This is a genomic window from Pseudomonas sp. Colony2 (genome assembly GCF_019382755.1).
Lineage (GTDB): Bacteria > Pseudomonadota > Gammaproteobacteria > Pseudomonadales > Pseudomonadaceae > Aquipseudomonas.
Window position 1 is genome coordinate 1,667,338 of the sequence record NZ_CP080030.1, and the last position, 16,826, is coordinate 1,684,163.

Annotated in this window: 19 protein-coding genes; 10 read left to right on the plus strand and 9 right to left on the minus strand. The window is 59.7% G+C overall.

Annotated elements, in window-relative coordinates; all coding sequences use genetic code 11:
* Positions 1 to 2: 2 nt before the first annotated feature.
* Both JV201_RS07130 and JV201_RS07135 read right to left on the minus strand, forming a co-directional pair.
* Entirely contained in the window at positions 3 to 806 is an 804-nt protein-coding gene (locus tag JV201_RS07130) for an alpha/beta fold hydrolase (RefSeq protein WP_177019666.1), read from the minus strand.
* Positions 807 to 819: 13 nt separating this feature from the next.
* Positions 820 to 1,743, minus strand: a complete 924-nt coding sequence (locus JV201_RS07135; RefSeq protein WP_003210710.1) for a LysR family transcriptional regulator — start codon at positions 1,741 to 1,743, stop codon at positions 820 to 822.
* A gap of 49 nt (positions 1,744 to 1,792) precedes the next feature.
* Between JV201_RS07135 and JV201_RS07140 the strand changes: the two genes are divergently transcribed.
* The 3 genes from JV201_RS07140 (at position 1,793) to JV201_RS07150 (ending at position 3,943) form a co-directional block, all read left to right on the plus strand.
* The gene (locus JV201_RS07140) at positions 1,793 to 2,107 is read left to right on the plus strand and encodes a hypothetical protein (protein WP_032899698.1); all 315 of its coding nucleotides are present in this window, start codon (positions 1,793 to 1,795) and stop codon (positions 2,105 to 2,107) included.
* Positions 2,108 to 2,258: 151 nt separating this feature from the next.
* Positions 2,259 to 2,858 carry an FMN-dependent NADH-azoreductase gene (locus JV201_RS07145; RefSeq protein WP_003210712.1) on the plus strand — a complete coding sequence of 200 codons (600 nt, stop codon included), beginning with the start codon at positions 2,259 to 2,261 and terminating at the stop codon, positions 2,856 to 2,858.
* 203 nt (positions 2,859 to 3,061) lie between these two features.
* Positions 3,062 to 3,943, plus strand: coding sequence for a carboxylate/amino acid/amine transporter (locus tag JV201_RS07150; protein WP_087692555.1), 882 nt, complete (start codon positions 3,062 to 3,064; stop codon positions 3,941 to 3,943).
* On the opposite strand, the gene JV201_RS07155 is transcribed toward JV201_RS07150, so the two are convergent.
* Positions 3,888 to 4,793, minus strand: a complete 906-nt coding sequence (locus JV201_RS07155; RefSeq protein WP_177040345.1) for a LysR family transcriptional regulator — start codon at positions 4,791 to 4,793, stop codon at positions 3,888 to 3,890. The genes JV201_RS07150 and JV201_RS07155 overlap by 56 nt on opposite strands.
* A gap of 153 nt (positions 4,794 to 4,946) precedes the next feature.
* On the opposite strand from JV201_RS07155, the gene JV201_RS07160 reads away from it, so the two are divergent.
* Positions 4,947 to 5,591, plus strand: coding sequence for a hydrolase (locus JV201_RS07160; RefSeq protein ID WP_219406685.1), 645 nt, complete (start codon positions 4,947 to 4,949; stop codon positions 5,589 to 5,591).
* Between the two features lie 50 nt (positions 5,592 to 5,641).
* Here JV201_RS07160 and JV201_RS07165 read toward each other — a convergent pair whose 3' ends face one another.
* On the minus strand, positions 5,642 to 6,940 hold the full coding sequence (locus tag JV201_RS07165; RefSeq protein ID WP_003210716.1) for a mechanosensitive ion channel family protein: 1,299 nt from the start codon (positions 6,938 to 6,940) through the stop codon (positions 5,642 to 5,644).
* A 193-nt stretch (positions 6,941 to 7,133) separates the two neighbouring features.
* Here JV201_RS07165 and JV201_RS07170 point away from each other — a divergent pair, with 193 nt between their 5' ends.
* Positions 7,134 to 8,480: a DEAD/DEAH box helicase gene (locus JV201_RS07170; protein ID WP_219406686.1), complete on the plus strand. Its 1,347-nt coding sequence runs from the start codon at positions 7,134 to 7,136 to the stop codon at positions 8,478 to 8,480.
* A gap of 46 nt (positions 8,481 to 8,526) precedes the next feature.
* On the opposite strand, the gene JV201_RS07175 is transcribed toward JV201_RS07170, so the two are convergent.
* Positions 8,527 to 8,802 carry a hypothetical protein gene (locus tag JV201_RS07175; protein ID WP_063032478.1) on the minus strand — a complete coding sequence of 92 codons (276 nt, stop codon included), beginning with the start codon at positions 8,800 to 8,802 and terminating at the stop codon, positions 8,527 to 8,529.
* Positions 8,803 to 8,955: 153 nt separating this feature from the next.
* On the opposite strand from JV201_RS07175, the gene JV201_RS07180 reads away from it, so the two are divergent.
* Positions 8,956 to 9,345 (plus strand): hypothetical protein, encoded by a 390-nt coding sequence (locus JV201_RS07180; protein WP_003210719.1) that lies wholly within the window; start codon positions 8,956 to 8,958, stop codon positions 9,343 to 9,345.
* Positions 9,346 to 9,348: 3 nt separating this feature from the next.
* On the opposite strand, the gene JV201_RS07185 is transcribed toward JV201_RS07180, so the two are convergent.
* From JV201_RS07185 to JV201_RS07195, 3 genes are all read right to left on the minus strand, one after another.
* Complete coding sequence (locus JV201_RS07185; protein ID WP_178903547.1) at positions 9,349 to 10,215, minus strand: DUF6279 family lipoprotein; 867 nt, start codon at positions 10,213 to 10,215, stop codon at positions 9,349 to 9,351.
* Positions 10,216 to 10,281: 66 nt separating this feature from the next.
* Positions 10,282 to 11,007 (minus strand): TorF family putative porin, encoded by a 726-nt coding sequence (locus tag JV201_RS07190; RefSeq protein ID WP_003210721.1) that lies wholly within the window; start codon positions 11,005 to 11,007, stop codon positions 10,282 to 10,284.
* Positions 11,008 to 11,215: 208 nt separating this feature from the next.
* On the minus strand, positions 11,216 to 11,395 hold the full coding sequence (locus tag JV201_RS07195; protein WP_003210722.1) for a hypothetical protein: 180 nt from the start codon (positions 11,393 to 11,395) through the stop codon (positions 11,216 to 11,218).
* A 323-nt stretch (positions 11,396 to 11,718) separates the two neighbouring features.
* Here JV201_RS07195 and JV201_RS07200 point away from each other — a divergent pair, with 323 nt between their 5' ends.
* The 3 genes from JV201_RS07200 (at position 11,719) to JV201_RS07210 (ending at position 14,670) form a co-directional block, all read left to right on the plus strand.
* Complete coding sequence (locus tag JV201_RS07200) at positions 11,719 to 12,555, plus strand: S1 RNA-binding domain-containing protein (protein WP_008438162.1); 837 nt, start codon at positions 11,719 to 11,721, stop codon at positions 12,553 to 12,555.
* Between the two features lie 53 nt (positions 12,556 to 12,608).
* A complete protein-coding gene (locus JV201_RS07205) occupies positions 12,609 to 13,016 on the plus strand; it encodes a DUF2177 family protein (protein ID WP_177028573.1) in 408 nt (135 codons plus the stop codon).
* Between the two features lie 211 nt (positions 13,017 to 13,227).
* Complete coding sequence (locus JV201_RS07210; protein WP_087694816.1) at positions 13,228 to 14,670, plus strand: NCS1 family nucleobase:cation symporter-1; 1,443 nt, start codon at positions 13,228 to 13,230, stop codon at positions 14,668 to 14,670.
* Here JV201_RS07210 and JV201_RS07215 read toward each other — a convergent pair.
* The gene (locus tag JV201_RS07215) at positions 14,582 to 15,790 is read right to left on the minus strand and encodes an MFS transporter (protein WP_219406687.1); all 1,209 of its coding nucleotides are present in this window, start codon (positions 15,788 to 15,790) and stop codon (positions 14,582 to 14,584) included. The genes JV201_RS07210 and JV201_RS07215 overlap by 89 nt on opposite strands.
* A 104-nt stretch (positions 15,791 to 15,894) precedes the next feature.
* Here JV201_RS07215 and JV201_RS07220 point away from each other — a divergent pair, with 104 nt between their 5' ends.
* Positions 15,895 to 16,788, plus strand: coding sequence for a LysR family transcriptional regulator (locus JV201_RS07220; protein ID WP_003210727.1), 894 nt, complete (start codon positions 15,895 to 15,897; stop codon positions 16,786 to 16,788).
* The last annotated feature ends 38 nt before the right edge of the window (positions 16,789 to 16,826 follow it).

Sequence of the window (16,826 nt, forward strand, 5' to 3'; positions counted from 1 at the left end):
GGTCAGTGATCCTGGGTTGTGGTTTCGACTGTCTTGAGAAAATCGAGCAGGGTGTTGTTGAAGCGTTCGGGTTGGTCCAGCGGCGTGGCATGGCGGGAATCCTCGATCACCACCAGCCGCGCATCGGGCAGCAGTTTTACATAGATTTCTTTCTGCGCCACGGGGGTGTAGTCGTGGTCGGCGCTGATGACGAGGGTTGGACAGGAGATTTTCGAAAGTTGTTCCTGTACGCCCCAGCCAACAATCGCATCGAAGCTGGCGAGGTAAGCACGTTTGTCGTTTTTTGCCCAGCGTTCGGCCATCTTGCGCCGCAGTTCGGCCTGTTCGGGCTTGGGAAACAGCAGGCTGCCCAGGGCCTTGCCGATAGTGTTCAGGCTGAGGATGCGCGCCAGGCTCCAGCGCTTGGCCCACTGCCAATAGTCGCTGGCGCTGCGAACCTTGACCTGGGGCGCACTGTTGACGATGCACAGGCTCTTGAGCATTTGCGGCTCATCCACTGCCAGTTGAAAGGCGATCATGCCGCCCATGGACAGGCCGACCACGTGGGCCGGCGGTAGCTGCAGGTGTTCGATCAAGGCCACCAGGTCGGCGGTGAAGCCGGCGATGCTGTAGCGCTCACGGGGTTTGTCGGAGCGGCCGTGACCGCGCACATCCACCACCACCAGGCGATAGTGTTGGGACAGCACGGGCACTTGCAGTTCCCAGTCCAGGCAACTGGAGCCCAGGCCGTGGATCAGGATCAGCGGCGCGCCGTGGCCATATTCCTCGTAATGCAGGGTGCAACCTTCATGTTCGAAATAGGCCACGTGAACTCCTTGTTCAGGCTTGCTGCGGTGCGGCGAATGGCGCGTCCAGTGGTGCAGTGTCGAAGGTGCGCAGCAACTCGACGAGAATCTGCGTGGCCGGGCCCAGGGGTTTGTCCTTGTTCGAGTAAAGATAGAAGGTCGGGTTGCGGCTGCCACCCCGTTCCAGGGGCAGTAGCTTGAGCAGGCCTTCCTTGAGTTCGCGTTCGATCAGGTGTCGCGGCAGCCAGGCGAAGCCCAGGCCGCTGCTGACGAAGGTGGCGGCGGTGGGCAGGCTGCCGACGGTCCAGCGCTGCTCGGCGCCGAGCCAGCCGACGTCCCGTGGCTGCTGGCGGCCGGAGTCGCGGATCACCACCTGCATGTGGCTTTCCAGATCCTGGAAGCTCAGTTCGCGGTGCAATTGATGCAGCGGATGTTCGGGGTGGGCCACGGCGACAAATTCGACGTCGCTCATTTCCGTACCGAGGTAACCGGGAATGATGAACCCGCTGATGGCGAGGTCGGCCATGCCGTCCATCAACAGCTCTTCGACACCGGACAACACCTCTTCGCGCAAGCGCACCCGGCAGCCACGGCTTTGCGGCATAAAGGCAGTGAGGGCGCGCACCAGGCGGGCGTTGGGGTAAGCGGCATCGACCACCAGCCGCACCTCGGCTTCCCAGCCTTGTTCCATATGGTGGGCCAGGTCTTCCAGTTGGCTGGCGTTTTTCACCAGTTGCCGGGAGCGGCGCAGCAGCACTTCACCGGCTTCGGTGAGCACGGCCTTGCGCCCGTCAATGCGCAGCAGCGGCACGCCGAGCTGATCCTGCATGCGGGCCACGGTGTAGCTCACCGAGGATTGCGAGCGGTGCAGCGCTTCGGCCGCCTGGGCGAAGCCGCCATGGTCGACCACGGCTTGCAAGGTGCGCCATTGATCAAGGGTAACGCGGGGCGCTTTCAAGATGAGCTCCTCTTGTCCTAAGCTGGCGGTCCTTATTGGAGACTGCCGAATGAGAAAATTCTGTTGTGTGCTGCTGGCGTTGCTGCCGTTGAGTGCGTTTGCATTCAGTACCGATGTGACGAAAGACATTCAGGGCGTGAAGATCGATTACAGCGCGTCAGACGTCGACAGCAATATCAGTTCGATCCAACTCACCAACTACGGCCCCAATGACGCGGAGTGCAAGGTACGCTTTACCAATGGTCCGGAAGCCCCGCGTACGCGCAAGGTCACGGTCGCGGCAGGGAAAACCACCAACACCACGGCCAATTTCAGCCGTGCCATCATCAAGATGCGTATCCAGCTGACCTGCGCACCGAAATAAGGCAAAAGCGGAGCTTGCGTACAGCAATACTCCGCTTATAAACAAATTTCTAGATGGGTTATAGCAGTTTTTTACGCTTTTTAATCGAACGGGCTCTGTCTAACCTTCACTCCATCGCCTTACAGCATTCACCGATGGAGCTTACATAATCATGGCCCGTGTTCTGATCATCGAAAGCAGTGCCCGTCAGCAGGATTCAATCTCCCGGCAGCTGACCCAACAATTCATCAGCCAATGGAAAGTCGCCCATCCGGCTGATCAGATCACCGTACGAGACCTCGCCATCAACCCGGTTCCGCACCTGGATGCCAATCTGTTGGGCGGCTGGATGAAACCTGCCGAGCAGCGCAGCACGGTTGAACAGGCCTCCCTGGACCGCTCCAACGAACTGACCGATGAGTTGCTGGCCGCCGATGTGTTGGTGATGGCCGCGCCGATGTACAACTTCGCGATTCCCAGCACCCTCAAAGCCTGGCTCGACCATGTGCTGCGTGCCGGTGTGACCTTCAAGTACACCGCCACCGGCCCCCAGGGCCTGCTGACCGACAAGCGCGCCTTTGTGCTGACCGCCCGCGGCGGCATTCACGCCGGTGGCAGCACCGACCACCAGGAACCGTACCTGCGTCAGGTCATGGGCTTTATCGGCATCCATGACGTCACGTTCATTCATGCCGAAGGGGTGAACCTGGGCGGTGATTTCCAGGAGAAGGGTTTGAACCAGGCCAAGGCGTTGTTGGCCCAAGTGGCGTGAGATGTTAATCGTCAGATAATCGCCCGCTGTTTAGATAGCTCCACGCAACCCTTCAAGTACGCGTATCGAACCTCCCTTTGCACTTTTTGCTCCTGAGTGCTCCCGCCCGACTGACGCTTTTAGCGAGGTCGGGTTTTTTTTGCCTTGAGTTTCGTAACGCGCGGAAAACCGCTAATGTCGCGCCCATTCAAAATGAGGCGAGCATGGGCTATCTACTTGTTGTGACGCTGATCCAGGCGTTTTCCTTCAGTTTGATCGGCGAATACCTGGCCGGTCACGTCGACAGTTATTTCGCGGTGCTGGTGCGTGTACTGTTGGCCGGGCTGGTGTTTATCCCGCTGACCCGCTGGCGCTCGGTGGAGCCGGCGTTCATGCGCGGCATGCTGTTGATCGGCGCACTGCAGTTCGGCGTGACCTACGTGTGCCTGTACCTGAGCTTTCGCGTACTGACGGTGCCGGAGGTGTTGCTGTTCACCATCCTGACACCGTTGCACGTGACCCTGATCGAAGACGCCCTGAACCGCCGCTTCAACCCGTGGGCGCTGGTGGCCGCACTGGTGGCGGTGGCGGGGGCAGCTGTGATTCGCTTCGACCAGATCACCCCGAACTTCTTCATGGGTTTCCTGCTACTGCAACTGGCCAACTTCACCTACGCCGCCGGGCAGGTGCTTTATAAGCATCTGGTGGCCCGTCATCCAAGTGATCTGCCGCATTACCGGCGCTTTGGCTACTTCTACCTCGGTGCGTTGGCGGTGGCGTTGCCGGCGTTCCTGATGTTCGGCAAGGCCAACTACCTGCCGGAAGCGCCGTTGCAATGGGGCGTGCTGGTATTCCTCGGGCTGGTCAGCACGGCACTGGGCATGTACTGGTGGAACAAGGGCGCTTGCCTGGTCAACGGTGGCACATTGGCGGTGATGAACAACCTGCATGTGCCGGTGGGGTTGTTGCTGAACTTGCTGATCTGGAATCAGCATGAACCGTTGGGCAGGTTGCTGCTGGGCGGGTTGGTGATTCTCGGGGCGGTGTGGATCAGCCGGCTGGGCCTGCGGTCGTCGGCGCCAATTGCGTCAGCAAAAAATCAATGAATGCGCGGGTCTTTTGCGGCACGCGTCGCGCTGACGAATAAACCGCATTGATGGTGATTGCCGGCGCCTGCCATTCGCAGAGCACCGGCACCAGGCGCCCGGCGCTCAGGGCGTCTTCGACGATAAAGTCCGGCAACAGCGCGATGCCCATCCCGGCCTCTGCCGCCTGGGCCAGCAGGTCGCCGTTGTTGGCGTGCAGAGGGCCGGTAACGTTGACCCGCTGGGTTTCCTGGCCCTTGCTCAATTGCAGGCTGACGCCGCTTTGCAGATACCCATAATTGAGGCATTGGTGGTGGCGCAGGTCTTGCGGGGTCTGCGGTGTGCCCGCGCGTGCCAGGTAGGCTGGCGCAGCCACCATGATCCGTGGCGCAGGTGCCAACTGGCGGGCGATCATCGTTGAGTCGGGCATGCTGGCGATGCGGATGGTCACGTCGAACCCGCCGCGTACCGGGTCGACCTGTTGGTCGCTGAGCACCAGTTGCAGCTCGATATGCGGATGCTGTTCATGGAACAGCGGAATCAATCTTCCCAGGCGATGCAGTCCGAACGACATCGGCGCATTGACCCGCAACACGCCCCGTAACTCCCCGATGCCGTCTCTGGCTCGCTGTTCGGCCTCGTCCAGGGCGGCCAGTACTTCACGCGCCGCTTCAAAATACTCGGCCCCGGCCTCCGTCAAATGCAGGCTGCGGGTGGTGCGCTGAAGCAGTTGCACGCCTATGGCTTCTTCCAGCGCCTGAATCTGTTTGCTGACTTTTGAGCGCGGTACGTCCATGGCTCGCGCGGCGGCCGCGAAGCCGTTCTCGCCGACCGTGACGACAAACGCCCGCATGCATTCGATACGATCCATGATTGTCCCTTTTTTAGAATCAATTATTCTCGATTTTAGGTAATTGTCTCGATTTTATCCATCCCATAAAGTTACTTCCAAGCCGCCAGCCAAGCTTCACAGCGGCGCTGAACGCACCCCTTACCGAATCGAAACCATTAAAAGGAAGTCACCATGTCTATTCGCGAATTGCTCAACCCAACCAACTCCACCCTGATCCTGATCGACCACCAGCCGCAGATGGCCTTTGGCGTGCAGTCGATCGATCGCCAGACCCTGAAGAACAACACCGTGGCGCTGGCCAAGGCGGCCAGGATCTTCAACGTGCCGACCATCCTGACCTCGGTTGAGACCAAGAGCTTCAGCGGCTACATCTGGCCGGAACTGCTGGACGTGTTCCCGGACCAGCAGCCGATCGAGCGCACCTCGATGAACTCCTGGGAAGACAAGGCGCTGGTGGCCGCGGTGAAGGCCACCGGGCGCAAGAAGCTGATCATGGCGGCCCTGTGGACCGAGGTTTGCCTGAATTTCCCGGCGCTTGAGGCCCTGGCCGAAGGCTACGAGGTGTACATCGTCACCGACGCTTCCGGCGGCACCAGCAAAGAAGCGCACGACATGTCGGTGCAGCGGATGATCCAGGCCGGTGCGGTACCGGTCACCTGGCAGCAAGTGCTGCTGGAATACCAACGTGACTGGGCTCACAAAGAGACTTACGACGCGGTGATGGGCCTGGTACAGGAGCACAGCGGCGCTTACGGCATGGGCGTGGATTACGCCTACACCATGGTTCACGGCGCGCCGCAGCGTCAGGTCAAGTAAGGTCCAACGCAAAAAAAACGGCACAACTCGGGTTGTGCCGTTTTTTGTTGTTACATCACTGCCTTTTCCGCCGGGGGCAGGTGACTGGCCCCCAGCACCGCCGGCAACATCCCCGCCCGCAAGTCACCGCCGCTGGGCTGCTGGTACAGGCTCAAACCAAATTCCGGCAGCACCGCCAGCAGGTAGTCGAAGATATCGCCCTGGATCCGCTCGTAGTCGGCCCACGCGGTGGTGCGGGTGAAGCAGTAGATCTCCAGCGGAATGCCCTGGGCGGTGGTCTGCATCTGCCGCACCATGCAGGTCATGTTCGGCTGGATCTCCGGATGGCTTTTCAGATAGGCCAAGGCATACGCGCGGAAGGTGCCGATATTGGTCATGCGTCGGCGGTTGGCGGACATCGCCGCGACATTGCCCTGGGCTTCGTTCCAGGCCTTGAGCTCGGCCTTCTTGCGGCTCATGTAGTCGGTCAGCAGGTGTACCTGGGTGAGCTTCAGCTCTTCGTCGTCGCGGATGAAACGCACGCCGCTGGCGTCGATATACAGGCTGCGCTTGATCCGCCGGCCACCGGAGGCCTGCATGCCGCGCCAGTTCTTGAACGACTCGGACATCAGGCGCCAGGTGGGAATCGAGACGATGGTCTTGTCGAAGTTCTGCACTTTGACGGTGTGCAGGGTGATGTCGACCACGTCACCGTCGGCGCCGACCTGGGGCATTTCGATCCAGTCGCCGACCCGCAGCATGTCGTTGCTGGTCAATTGCACGCTGGCGACGAACGACAGCAGGGTGTCCTTGTAGACCAACAGAATCACCGCCGACATTGCACCCAGACCGGAAAGCAGCAGCAGTGGCGAGCGGTCGATCAACGTGGCGACGATGATGATGGCGCCAAACACGAACAGCACCATTTTCGCCAACTGCACGTAGCCCTTGATCGAGCGGGTGCGGGCGTGTTCGGTGCGGGCATAGATGTCCAGCAGGGCGTTGAGCAGTGCACTGATCGCCAGCACCATGAACAGAATGGTGAACGCCAGGGCGACATTGCCGATGAACAGGGTGGCGGTCTTGCTCAGGTCCGGCACCAGGTACAGGCCGAACTGGATCACCAGTGACGGCGTCATCTGTGCCAGGCGATGGAAGACTTTGTTGTGCCGCAGGTCATTGAGCCAGTGCAGCGCGGGTTGCCGGCCCAGCAGCTTGACGGCGTGCAGGATGAGGTAGCGGGCCACTCGTCCGAGCAGCAATGCCACTACCAGCAACACCATCAGCGCGAGGCTGGAATGCAGCAGCGGGTGTTCGTCGAGGGTGCCCCAAAGGTCTTTGACGTTGAGCCAGAGCTGTTTGATATCCATGGGTAAACGCGATTCTTCTGTAAGACGTGACGGGCCGATTAGAGCATTTAAGTACGTCAAAGTTGTGGTTGTGGACAAATCCCCTGACAAAAAAGCGCCTGATTAACGCAGTTCGCGTAAAGAAACTCGGCCTCGGCGCCCGAAACCGTTACCCTATGCAGCTGTTTTTTTGTATTTCTTCGAGGTAGCACCCGTGTTTTCCCAATTCGCCCTGCACGAACGCCTGCTCAAAGCCGTGGCCGAGCTTAAATTTGTCGAGCCAACGCCTGTGCAAGCAGCGGCCATCCCGGCCGCGCTCGAAGGGCGTGACCTGCGGGTGACGGCTCAAACCGGGAGTGGCAAGACTGCCGCTTTCGTCCTGCCGATCCTTAACCGTCTGATCGGCCCGGCGAAAGTCCGTGTCAGCATCAAGACCCTGATCCTGCTGCCGACCCGCGAACTGGCCCAGCAGACCTTGAAGGAAGTGGAGCGCTTCTCGCAGTTCACTTTCATCAAGTCCGGCCTGATCACCGGCGGCGAAGACTTCAAGGTCCAGGCCGCCATGCTGCGCAAGGTGCCGGACATCCTGATCGGCACCCCGGGCCGGATGATCGAACAACTGAACGCCGGCAACCTTGACCTCAAGGAAGTTGAAGTGCTGGTGCTCGACGAAGCCGACCGCATGCTCGACATGGGTTTTGCCGACGACGTGCAGCGCCTGGTGCAAGAGTGCGTGAACCGCCAGCAGACCATGCTGTTCTCGGCCACCACCGGTGGTTCGACCCTGCGCGACATGGTCGCCAAGGTCCTGAACAACCCTGAGCACCTGCAGGTCAACAACGTCAGCGACCTGAACTCGACCACCCGTCAGCAGATCATCACTGCTGACCACAACGTGCACAAAGAGCAGATCCTCAACTGGTTGCTGGCCAACGAGACCTATCAGAAGGCTATCGTGTTCACCAACACCCGGGCCATGGCCGACCGCATCTACGGTCGCCTGGTGGCTCAGGAGTACAAGGCGTTCGTCCTGCACGGTGAGAAAGACCAGAAGGACCGCAAGCTGGCCATCGACCGCCTCAAGCAAGGCGGCGTGAAGATCCTGGTCGCCACCGACGTTGCCGCCCGCGGCCTGGACGTGGATGGCCTGGACATGGTGATCAACTTTGATATGCCCCGCAGCGGCGACGAATACGTACACCGTATCGGTCGTACCGGGCGTGCCGGCAACGATGGCCTGGCGATCTCGCTGATCTGCCATGGCGACTGGAACCTGATGTCGAGCATCGAGCGCTACTTGAAGCAGTCGTTCGAGCGCCGCACCATCAAGGAAGTCAAAGGCACCTACGGCGGGCCGAAGAAGGTCAAGGCATCGGGCAAGGCCGTTGGCGTGAAGAAGAAAAAGGTCGACGCCAAGGGCGACAAGAAGAAGGCCGGTGCCAAGTCGCCGACCAAGCGCAAGATTGCCAACCGTCCAAAGACCGACAACCTGTCGTTGGTCAGCAAGGACGGCATGGCGCCTCTGAAGCGCCGCAAGCCGGAAGCACCGGCTGCCGAGTAAGGCTTGAGCCATAAAAAAACCGGACAATGTCCGGTTTTTTTTCGCCTCAGTTTTTGGCCTTGGCCGCTGCTTCGTCCATTTCCTTGAGGCGCTGGTCGATCAGTTGGCACTTGTCGGGCAGGTCCGCGCTGGCGGTTTCCAACTTCATGTTCTGCAATTCTTCGTTGATCTCCTTGGCCTTCTCCGGGTTCTGTTGGGTGAGCTTGGTCACTTCCTTGGCCAGTTGTTCACGTTTGGCGGTGGCTTCTTCGAGCGTGCAGGCCCAGGCGGGCAGGGCGGCAAGCAGCGTGGCGGCGACGGCCATATTCAGCAGGGTTTTCATGATTCGGACCTCCATGGCGGTGATGAACGGTTGAGGGCCGTGAGCACTGAAAAGTTCAGCGAAATCGCGTCCGTACGCTAGGCTGAACGGACGATGGTCCGGCATGTCACACCTTTGAAGGGCCTATTTCGTGTGCCTTCAGGAGGAATCAGGATGACGACTTACGATTGGGATTTGATCGAACGACTGTTGCATGAGGTACAGAACGGTGGCGCCAGCTTCGCCCCACGCAAATACGCCGAGGAAGAAGCGACTAAAAGGGCCGCCGCCGGAGAGCCCATCGGTAATCTCGATGAGTTTAAAAAGCTCGCGGCGGATTACGAGGCGTTGTTGTTCAAGCACGGCTTTATTGAGTCGCGGTCAGAGGAAGAGTGCGGCAATGGTGAGAACTTCAAATTGACCCAGCGCGGCTCACAGTTGCTGAGCCTGATCGACAGCTGTATCCCCGGTGATAATCACCCGCGTCAGGTGCTGGACGAGCAGGCGGATGCGCTGGATCCGGCGACGTTTGATGAACTGGCTTCCAAACCACAGATTGCCTGATGACTATGGGGTGCCAGCCTTCAGGCATTTAAGGGCCTTGAAGTCGCTGCGCACCTTGTCGATCTTTTGTGTCAGCTTCTGGCGTTGTTGCACGGTGCTTTCCGCCATCAGGTCGACGATCAGGCTGCGGGCAGCGGCTTCGGTCTGGGCGTAGGCCTGGCGATATTCCGGCGTCCACAGGCTTTCGCGGTTCACCAGCAGTTGCTCGATCTTCTGTGGGAAATCGCTGCTGTGGCGGTCTTTGACGGCTGCGATAAATAGTGTTTGCCAGTGGGCGCGGTTGCCAATCCATTGTTGGTTCTGCTCACCCAAGGCGATCGACCAGGCGGTGACGCGATTCTGCTGGCTGGCACTTAACGGCCCGAGCCACGCATCGAGGCGCTTGTTCATGCGCTCGGCGCGTTCCTTGATCTGCTGCTCGAGGGGCGGTTTCAGGTATTCGTCCTGACGCTTGCGCAGGTCCTTGGCGAACGCTTGCTCCATATCCTGTACTTGCTGGTCGTCCAGCCCCTGCAGTAGCTCGACGGCGGACGGCGTGATCGCCCGGGCGCTCTCGGCAATGGCTTGTTTGGCTTCGGCGGTACGGGTTTGCAGGGCGGCGTCGGTCACCTGGTTGGTGTCGACCATCTGTTGCAGGCGATCGAGCCAGTCCAGGTAGCCCGGCAATTGTGTGGTGCAATGCCAGGCCAGGTGTTCCTTGAGTGTGTCGTTGAACCAGCTCTTCTGCCCGGCGTTCATTTCCAGGTAGTCGCTGAGGGTCCAGGGGATGATCACATCCAGATTGCGATAGGCCAGGCCCACCCGATTGCAGCCGGCAAGCACCAGGCTGAGGGTCAGCAAGATCACCAGAAATTTTAACCGACGCAGCATGAGCGAGTCCTTGCGCAGACGAGAGTATTGCATCTGAACCCGTCAGGGCAGCGACAGTTCAGCCCATCAATAAAACGCCCGCTCGGCCTTCAGGGTCAACAGCCCGTCGCATTGCGAGTTGTGTCCGGAGTAGGCCGAGCAATCGCCGCCGCTGAGGCTGGAGTCGCTGTAGATCAGGTTCAGGTCGACGCCCATCCATGGCCTGGAAAATTGTACCGACCAGTCGCTGAAGCTGCGGATCGAGCTGCCATCGGCCACCGAGACCGGGGTGCCGAGCTGGTGGGTGGTGTATTTCATGCTGACGCCGATGCCGAACGGCTTGGTGCCGCCGAGGTCGGCGAACAGGGTGCTGTCCTGCCGGTCCGGGTCGTTGCTGAAGGAGGCGCCGAAGCGATTGCCCAGCAAGGTCAGGCCGCCGTAGAACTCCTGGCTGTCGAGGGGGCTCAGCTTGGGATAGCTGTAGTGAATCATCCCCAGTTCATAACCCAGGGTCTGGTCGAAGGGGCGTTTGAAACCAAGGTAGGAGTCGACTTCCAGGTTGCTGGTAGGGGAAATGCCCATGCTCGGTGAGAATTGGCCGAGGTACAGGCCGCTGCCGTGGCTCAGGTCCAGGCCGCCATGGAACGAGTCGCTCCCGGGTGCCGTGGGCTTTACCAGGCCTTGAGCCATGCTTCGGCTGGGTGTCGTGCCCAATTTCAGGTCGAAATCCCCCAATTCACGCTGGAAAACCTGCGCTTCGGCGAGGGGGCTGGCCAACAGGGCACCGGCCAGGAATATGCAGGATTTGAGCATGCTTCACTCCATGAAAAGCGAGGAGCAGTAACGGGAAATATCAGGCAAATGCCCGATCTAGACGTGTGCAAGCATACCGGCGATGGTTCGCAGATGAGGCCCGTTCGTCGATTGGCGTAATAAAGGGGTGTATCAGGGGGTAGTGCGGGCTCTAGTCCTAGCGCCTTGAAAGGCAAAGCGCATAGGGACCAGGTGTAATGCGCGAGTCTTACTTTTTACCCAGGGTGATCTGCTTGGACGGGCCGAAAGTCTGGCCGCTTACGCCTTTGGCAATCTGCTGGATTTCGCCGCCCTGCTTGAGGAATGCAGCAATTTGGCTGTTGATCGATTCGCTGGTTTCAACGGCGGGAGCTGGCTTTGCTTTGCTGTTGGATGCTTTTACGCGCATGGCGGCCACTAACCTGTAGAAAATTAACTTGGCCATGCATCGTACATGAAATGCTTGACAATTGCTTGGCAAATATCCCCCTGAAATATACGCAGGGTTTATGAATCGCCTGGATTATTAAGTGAAATACTCACCTAACTTGCTGTTTTAACTCGAATCCCTCGAGGAAATCCGGCCGTGGGTACTGGCCGGATTCAGCCCGATGACCTGACGAGCGGGGCGCTTCTCGGCAAACCCATGATTTTTCAGGCCTGTACGCCGGTACGCGGGACCGCCGTCGTCAACTCGGGTAGAATGCCGCCCACGCAATGAGGGTATTTGAGATGGCTTTAGTCGGGCGCTACAACAGCTTGCAAGTGGTTAAACACACTAACTTTGGTTTGTACCTGGATGGTGATCAAGAGGGCGAAATCCTCTTGCCCAACCGATATATCCCCAAAGATATTCCCAGTGAAGATGAAGACTGGCTCAACGTTTTCATTTATCTGGACAGCGATGACAAACTTATCGCGACCACCGAAAAACCAAAAGTACAGGTGGGTGAATTTGCCAGTCTGAAAGTGGTTGAAGTCAACAGTATCGGTGTATTCCTCGATTGGGGCCTGCCCAAGGACCTGCTGCTGCCTTATTCCGAAGAAAAGCGCCAGCTGACCGCCGGTGAGTATTGCGTGGTACACGTCTACCTCGACAAACACACCAAGCGCATCACTGCCACCGCGCGCCTTGACCGCTACCTGGACAAGACTCCGGCCACCTACAAGGTCGGCCAGGAAGTTGACTTGCTGGTGGCCGAAGCCACCGACATGGGCTTCAAGGCCATCATCAACAACAAGCACTGGGGCCTGATCCACAAGAACGAAGTGTTCAAGTTCCTGCGCCCGGGCAAGGAAGAGAAAGGCTTCATCAAGGAAATTCGCGCCGACGGCAATATCAGCCTGAGTCTGCAGCCTGTGGGTGAAGAAGCGGCCTCCAGCCTGAACTCGAAGATCCTCGCCAAGTTGCGCGACAACAACGGCACCTTGCCGGTCAGCGATAAAAGCGACCCGGCACTGATCAGCAGTTTGTTCGGTGTCAGCAAAGGCAACTTCAAGAAGGCCATCGGCGCCCTCTACAAGCAGGGTCAGATTGTGATCCACGCGGATCGCATTGAACTAAGCTGATCGCGGTTTGCTCTTCTGTAGGAGCACGCTTGCTCCTGCAGAAGGCCGCCTCAATGTCCAGAAAAACGCTTTTCGCCTACCTCGGTACGTTGCTTGCCTTTCTGATTCTTGACGGCCTGTGGCTCGGTGTCCTCATGGGCCCGACCTACAAAGCGCTGCTCGGCCCGTTGATGCTTGAGCAGCCGCGCCTGTTCCCAGCCGTGGCGTTCTATCTCCTCTATGTATTCGGTTGTGTGGTGCTTGTCGTCCTGCCTGCGTTGGCGAGCGGCGGCTGGCAGCGTGCCGCGCGGCTTGGTGCACTCCTGGGATTGGTAGCCTACGGCACCTATGACCTGAGCAATTGGGCAACCCTGCAGGGCTGGTCGGCCGGTTTGGCCTTCATGGACATCGCCTGGGGCACCTTCCTGACTGCCGTTTGCTGCACCGTGGGCTATCAATGTGCGCGCAGGGTGCACAATTGATTGTGTACAGGATTGCCCTGCACCATCCCTGAGCGAATCACCGCCGTTCAATCGTCTCTACGCCGCCTGAAGAGCCAAGCTCCGCGGGGGATTGTGCCGAGTTTTATTGCATTGGCACGCATTCTGCTCATCAACTCGTATACAAACAATGCCGCCTCCCGTACGCACTCCCGTCGCGGGTGGCAGGCCGGTATTTACGAGGAGCCCTGCGATGACCGAACAATTGCCCAAAGGCTACAGCCCGCGCCTGTACAACCAGGACCTGGGACCGCTGCCGCAAAAATGGAACTGGTACAACATCTTCGCCTTCTGGATGAGCGACGTGCACAGCGTCGGCGGCTACGTATTCGCCGCCAGCCTGTTCGCCCTGGGGCTGGCCAGTTGGCAGGTATTGATCGCCTTGCTCGCCGGGATTTGCATTGTGCAATTGATCGCCAACCTGGTGGCCAAGCCGAGCCAGCAGGCGGCAGTGCCGTACCCGGTAATCTGCCGGTTGGCCTTTGGGGTATTCGGGGCGAATATCCCGGCGGTGATTCGTGGGTTGATCGCAGTGGCTTGGTACGGGATCCAGACATACCTGGCGTCCAGTGCATTGATCATCGTGGTGCTGCGCTTTTTCCCACAGATGGCGGTATACGCAGAACCGCACTTTGCCGGCCTGTCGTACCTGGGCTGGTTCGGTTTCCTCAGCCTGTGGACGCTCCAGGCGCTGGTGTTCTGGGCGGGCATGGAGTCCATCCGTCGTTTCATCGACTGGGCGGGGCCTGTGGTCTATGCGGTGATGTTTGCCCTGGCAGGCTGGATCGTCTGGAAGGCTGGCTGGGCCAATATCAGCTTCACCCTGGCGGAAAAATCCCTATCAGGCTGGCAGGCGTTTGGCCAAATCATCGTGGCAACCGCGTTGGTGGTGTCGTACTTTTCCGGGCCGACCTTGAACTTCGGTGATTTCAGCCGCTACTGCCGCACGATGAAAGACGTGCGTCGCGGAAATTTCTGGGGCCTGCCGGTGAATTTCCTGGCGTTCTCCCTGGTCACCGTGGTGATCGTCTCGGGCACCTTGCCGGTGTTCGGCGAAATGCTCCACGACCCGATTGCCACCGTTTCGCGCATCGACAATGACATGGCTGTGTTGCTGGGGGCGTTCGCCTTTGTCACTGCGACTATCGGCATCAACATCGTCGCCAACTTCGTCTCGCCGGCCTTTGACTTCGCCAACGTGGCACCGAGCAAAATCAGCTGGCGTGCCGGTGGAATGATTGCGGCGGTGGCCTCGATCTTCATCACCCCATGGAACCTGTTCAACAACCCGCTGATGATCCACTACACCCTCGATATCCTCGCCGCGTTTATCGGGCCGTTGTTCGGGATTCTGCTGGTGGATTTCTACCTGATCAAAAAACAGAAGATCGACGTGGATGCGTTGTTCGATGACAGCCCGAGCGGGCGCTACTACTTTGACGGCGGCGTGAACTGGACGGCGGTCAAGGCACTGGTGCCCGCGACGCTGGTAGGCGTCGCGATCACCTTCACCCCGGTGCTGCAGGGCATGGCCAATTTCGCCTGGTTTACCGGCTGCTTCCTGGGTGGGCTGTTTTTCCTGGTGTTGGCGCGGCGTGAACAGGTTCGCGCGCCTGTGTCGATGGTTGCCGGCTGACCAGCACCGATCCGGCCACCAACAAACCGGCGCCTGCTACCACCAGCGCCGGTTGCAGGCCACCGCTGAGGTGGCTGCTCACCGACGCCAGCAACGGACCGCTCAATTGGCCGATCGCAAAGCTGGCGGTCAGCAACCCGGTGCTGCGCTGGTAGCCGTGGGGGGCGACCTCACGCAAGCGCGCCATTACCAGTTGCATGCACGCCAGGAATGGCCCACCGCACAGCAACACCCCCAGCGCCAGCCCCCAACCGTTGCCCAGCAGGCAGGCAAACACGCCGGCCGCTTGCAGCCAAAGGGTTGTCATCAGCCAGCGACGGGTAGTGTCCGGGTCCTTGCGGCGCAAACTTGCCGCCACCACGCCAATCGCGGCAGCCAGGCCAAAGCAGGGCCAGAACAGGTCTGCTTGCCATGCGCCCTTGAATTGCGCGCTGGCCATCTGTGACAAGAATGTCGCCGGGATGATGTAGCCAAGGCCATACAACACGTAGATCCAGCACAGGTGTGTGATGCTGCCGTTGCTGGCCACGTCGGTGTGGCTGGCAGCGGGCGAGTCGGCAGCAGAAGGCTTGGGCAGGAACGGCAGGATTGCCAGCAGCATGACCAGGGCGACTACCCCATACACCATCCACAAGGTTGCAGAGTCTTGCCCCAACAGGTTGGAGCCCAGCGCCAGCAACCCGGTCAACAGAATCCCCAGCCCCGGCCCCGCAAATACCAGCGCACCCAGGCGTGGGCGCCCGGCCGCAATGGCCAGTGGCTGGCTCAGGCTGGTAATCATCACCAGCGCCCAGGCACTGGCTACACCGGTGCCAAAGCGCAACAACAGATGCGGCCAGAACCCGTGGGCCCAGTACGACGCCAGGGTCAGCAGCACACACAGCCACAGCCCGCCGTACAAACGCCCGCGTACATGGTGATGGCTGCGGGCAAAGATCGAATCCACCGCGCCGACGAAATAACCCAGGTAGTTGGCCGCCGCAATCAGGCCGGCGCCGGTCAGGTCGATCTGCCCTTCACTGAGCAAATGCGGCATTTGCGGGGTGAGTGCGAATCGACCTATGCCCATGGCCATCATCAGGGCGATAAAGCTGGCGAGTAAGCGGATCAGCGGTGACATGGTGGTTCTTCCTGGGAGCAGCGAGTGACCATCAGGCTAAAGCGGATTGACTTTCTTTAAAAATGAATAATAGTGAGTAACTTGTTCAGTTTTGGAGAATGGTGATGGAGTTCAGTCAATTACGGATTTTCCAGGCCGTGGCCGAGGAAGGCTCCATTACCCGTGCCGCTGAGCGCTTGCACCGGGTGCCGTCCAACCTGTCGACCCGGCTTAAACAGATGGAAGAACAACTGGGCGTCGAACTGTTCGTGCGCGAGCGCCAGCGCTTGCAGCTTTCTCCTGCAGGCAAAGTGCTGCTGGACTACAGTGCGCGCCTGCTGGCCCTGCATGACGAAGCCCATGGCGCGGTGCAGGGCGGGCAACCGGCTGGAGACTTTGTGCTCGGCAGCATGTACAGCACGGCGGCGATTCATTTGCCCAAGCTGCTGGCGCGTTACCACAAGGCGTATCCGATGGTGAACCTGCAGGTGCAGTCAGCTCCCAGCGGTGAACTGCTGGAAGGCTTGATCACCGGGCGCCTGGACGCCGCATTGGTGGATGGGCCGTTGACCCTGGCCACCCTCGACGGCGTGCCGCTGTGCGAAGAGCGCCTGCTGCTAATCTGCGAGGCGGATCATCCGCCGGTGCGTGGGCCGCAGGATGTTGCCGGCCGTTCGGTGTTCACTTTCCGACGCAGTTGTTCTTATCGGGCGCGCCTGGAAGCCTGGTTTTCCCACGATCGCGTGGCCATGGGCCGGGCCATCGAGATCGAGTCCTACCAGGGCATGCTGGCCTGTGTAATCGCCGGTTCCGGCGTGGCGTTGATGTCGGAATCGATGCTCGACAGCCTGCCGGGCAAGGACAGCGTGTCCATTCATCCGCTGGCCGAGCCTTTTGCCAGCGCCACCACCTGGTTGATGTGGCGCAAGGGCATGCTCGGCGCTAACCTCAATGCGTGGATTGACCTGCAGCAGGAGGGCAAGGTGCTACCGGAAACCGAAACCCGAGCGATTGCTTGAACGATCCGTCAGGATTTTGATCAATTCAGTAATAGTTC

Coding starts and splice junctions, on each gene's coding strand:
- JV201_RS07180 (WP_003210719.1), top strand. CDS start 8,956: ATGACGACTTACGATTGGGATTTGATCGAACGACTGTTGCATGAGGTA.
- JV201_RS07160 (WP_219406685.1), top strand. CDS start 4,947: ATGTCTATTCGCGAATTGCTCAACCCAACCAACTCCACCCTGATCCTG.
- JV201_RS07165 (WP_003210716.1), bottom strand. CDS start 6,940: ATGGATATCAAACAGCTCTGGCTCAACGTCAAAGACCTTTGGGGCACC.
- JV201_RS07150 (WP_087692555.1), top strand. CDS start 3,062: ATGGGCTATCTACTTGTTGTGACGCTGATCCAGGCGTTTTCCTTCAGT.
- JV201_RS07185 (WP_178903547.1), bottom strand. CDS start 10,215: ATGCTGCGTCGGTTAAAATTTCTGGTGATCTTGCTGACCCTCAGCCTG.
- JV201_RS07205 (WP_177028573.1), top strand. CDS start 12,609: ATGTCCAGAAAAACGCTTTTCGCCTACCTCGGTACGTTGCTTGCCTTT.
- JV201_RS07215 (WP_219406687.1), bottom strand. CDS start 15,790: ATGTCACCGCTGATCCGCTTACTCGCCAGCTTTATCGCCCTGATGATG.
- JV201_RS07210 (WP_087694816.1), top strand. CDS start 13,228: ATGACCGAACAATTGCCCAAAGGCTACAGCCCGCGCCTGTACAACCAG.
- JV201_RS07155 (WP_177040345.1), bottom strand. CDS start 4,793: ATGGATCGTATCGAATGCATGCGGGCGTTTGTCGTCACGGTCGGCGAG.
- JV201_RS07195 (WP_003210722.1), bottom strand. CDS start 11,395: ATGCGCGTAAAAGCATCCAACAGCAAAGCAAAGCCAGCTCCCGCCGTT.
- JV201_RS07190 (WP_003210721.1), bottom strand. CDS start 11,007: ATGCTCAAATCCTGCATATTCCTGGCCGGTGCCCTGTTGGCCAGCCCC.
- JV201_RS07140 (WP_032899698.1), top strand. CDS start 1,793: ATGAGAAAATTCTGTTGTGTGCTGCTGGCGTTGCTGCCGTTGAGTGCG.
- JV201_RS07175 (WP_063032478.1), bottom strand. CDS start 8,802: ATGAAAACCCTGCTGAATATGGCCGTCGCCGCCACGCTGCTTGCCGCC.
- JV201_RS07145 (WP_003210712.1), top strand. CDS start 2,259: ATGGCCCGTGTTCTGATCATCGAAAGCAGTGCCCGTCAGCAGGATTCA.
- JV201_RS07200 (WP_008438162.1), top strand. CDS start 11,719: ATGGCTTTAGTCGGGCGCTACAACAGCTTGCAAGTGGTTAAACACACT.
- JV201_RS07220 (WP_003210727.1), top strand. CDS start 15,895: ATGGAGTTCAGTCAATTACGGATTTTCCAGGCCGTGGCCGAGGAAGGC.